2 protein-coding genes are annotated in these 2883 nt (G+C 38.3%); both read right to left on the bottom strand.

The window, feature by feature from the left end; translation table 11 throughout:
- Nucleotides 1-1057 (bottom strand): hypothetical protein (locus tag AC1DPQ_RS23430; protein ID WP_477611040.1); only part of this gene is annotated, 1057 nt, incomplete at its 3' end.
- A 677-nt stretch (nt 1058-1734) separates the two neighbouring features.
- Nucleotides 1735-2883: hypothetical protein (locus AC1DPQ_RS23425; RefSeq protein ID WP_477611039.1), on the bottom strand; the 1149-nt coding region annotated here is incomplete at its 5' end.

Genomic DNA, 2883 nt, shown 5'->3' with positions numbered 1-2883 from the left:
GTGCAGCATCGCCTCCCATTTCGATAGTTGGATCTAATTTTGTTCCATTTACACCTTTTAGCCAGCCTTGTAAGGTATAGGCATAATCGATCCCCTGTACTTTTTCGAGGTTACGGCCAAGCTCCATCCTGGCCAGTGGTCTGTGTAAATAATACTGGTAAGCAGCATCCAGGCGCTTGTAACTATTATCGAGGCTACTGCCAAAGCCATAAGGGGTTATATTGGCCTGTGTACTGGTCCATGCCTTAATCAGGCGGTTTTCGCTATCATAATCGTACTTATAGTAAAACTGGTCTTTTTCAGGTGTGGCCGTCCTGCTGTGCTGGTAGGCCAACAGGTTTACCTTGCCGCTAATCAGGTCGTACTCGTAATCGAGGGTTTTTATGCCCAAGCCATTTATCTGCTGATACAACCTTTTCACATTTCCGCCCACATCGTAGCTGTAATAACTGGCATTAATCGCTGCAGTGCTTCTATTATCGCGGTAAATACTGGCCGATACCCTTTTGCGCAGGTTATCTTGCTGCAGGGTAACATTTACGCCCGCTGATCCAGGCGCTTTATCATCGTAAAAAGTTTGGGTAATCTGGCTATCAGCTCCTGTATTATTGTTCAGAATTTCGCGGTACCGTGAATCTTCCAGGTACGGTGTTGCAGGTTGTTTATCTCCTGTAAGATTTTTCTGGCCAACTTCAAAAATCCTGCCCAATGCATCGTAATTGGTATAGCTATAATCTGAAAGCGCAGCCTGTTTTGCATTTTGCGAAAACACCAAGCGGCTCAAGTAATCGTACCAGAAATTGCTTGCCCTACCATCTGGTGTTTCCTGTTGTAATACCTGGTTGGTGGCATTATATACATAACTGGTTTTGAGTACATGACCAGGGTAAATACCGTTATATTGCGTTTCTTGTGTACTGTTATCGGCAAGGGTAGTTGGTCCGCCTGGTGCCGGTTGGTTAAAACGGAACCTGGCTATTGCGATTTCATCAATTGCTGCAAAACAGCCACTAGCTGCATTGGCCGCAATTTCACCATCTAGCGCAAGTCTTAGCACCCCGGCCCAAGCAGCTAAGGCCTGACTTGTGCTTTAGTCAAATCAATATAATCTCTTAAGAAAATTTAAAGCACAAGTCAGCCACCAACACTGCCCTAGCTGCTAAGACTTGCGCTAGTGAGGGGTAATCAGGGCGCTATACTTCGCAATCAATGAAATAAAGGGCCTTGCCCAAAAGGGAAAACAGGGACAGCCATGGTCAACCGAAGAAGACAGCCTTTTGTTAAAAGCTTTTAATGAAGGCAAAAAGATAACCGAACTGGTCAGACTGCACGGGCGCTCTTATGGCGCAATTAAAGCTAGGCTCATCAAACTCGAAATGCTGGAAAAGTAAAAGCCCGGCACAAGGCCAGGCTGGTATTATAAATTCTTTAAAGCTCAAAATACTATAACTAAACAAAAGGTCTCAGCGAGACGCTAAGACCAGATTGGAGTACACCTTCCCGCCTAATAAGACTTGCGCCAGTGAGAGAAATGATGGAAAAGTAAAAGCCCGGCTCAAGGCCAGGCTTAGATTATTTTAAAGCACAAGTCTGCCAGCAACACTGCCTCGCTCGCTAAGACTTGCGTCAGTAGAGATAAGACTTGCGCTAATGAGGTTTTATATTGGTACGAGTTAAAAACTCGCACCAGCACAATTTATCTAATTACAATCCACTCGGACTAGCAGGGGGGCACTACCAGTAAATCTTTTCATCAGGCATTAAAAAATATAATTTACTTGAATATAAATCTCTAATAGTTGTAAATGCTCCGTAATAATTTTTATTCTTTAAGCCAATTTTATCAATTTCATTTCCAAAATTTAGGCTATAATTTATGACATTCTTGTCATCACTAAAGATTAGTTGATCGTTTACAATTCCTGCGACAACATTTCCATATGAAATAACTTTTTTTGTCCATGTATATTTATTATCGCTGACGTTAATTAAAAAAAAACTACATTCATTCCTTATTTCATGATCCACGTTGCTCAATTTCGGCAAAAATCCAATCAAAAGCTGATCTTTATATTGATATACAGCTGATATTGGCTTTGAGAAGTTTCTTTCCCAAACAAGTTCTCCTGTATGTTTTTTTAAAGCAAAAATTCTGTTATTATATTTCACAATAAAAAGTGACCCATAATTAAATATGTCCACATTACCATCGACATTATCCATTTTCAGAGAATACATCCAATTAACATTGCTTTTATTATCTAAAGCTAAAAACTGCAGATTATTCTCGTTTTTCTCAACTCTGCTTATTAGGTTTAATTCCATGTTGATGGGCAATGATATTGTATTTAAATGATAATCCGCAACTCCCCCATCGAAGTGATGAAATTCATTCTTTTTTAGATCAAAAAAGCCAAAACCCATAACTGCTTCAATAAAAAACACTCCATTTGAATCCATTATCAACTTACTTGTTGTATATGTTTTGTTCAGATCAATTGGTTTTTTAAATTCAATTCCTGTACGCCAGTTTTTGATGTATAATGTATCTGGATGGACCAAAGACATATAGACTAAACTATCATTATAGATATCGTACATAACTCCATTACGTTCTAACCCAGAGATAATATTTCTAGTGTAACCAATTTTCTTTTTTTTATTAAGATCAATAATATAAAAGCAAAAATTATTGTTTTGTTTAAATCTTCCACGAATCGCCAATAGATTATTTTTTATTCGAAAATCTACTAACCTCACACTATCGCCAATAAATTCATTAAGATCTATAGAATGTTTAAAGCTTGAGAGATAGTTTTCAATATTTTTTTCTCTTTTACAACTCATTAATACAAAAAATAAAGGTAGTACCTGTATTAATAT

The organism is Pedobacter sp. 01T416_2, assembly GCF_056398925.1.
This window is presented reverse-complemented; position numbering and strand designations above follow the sequence as displayed.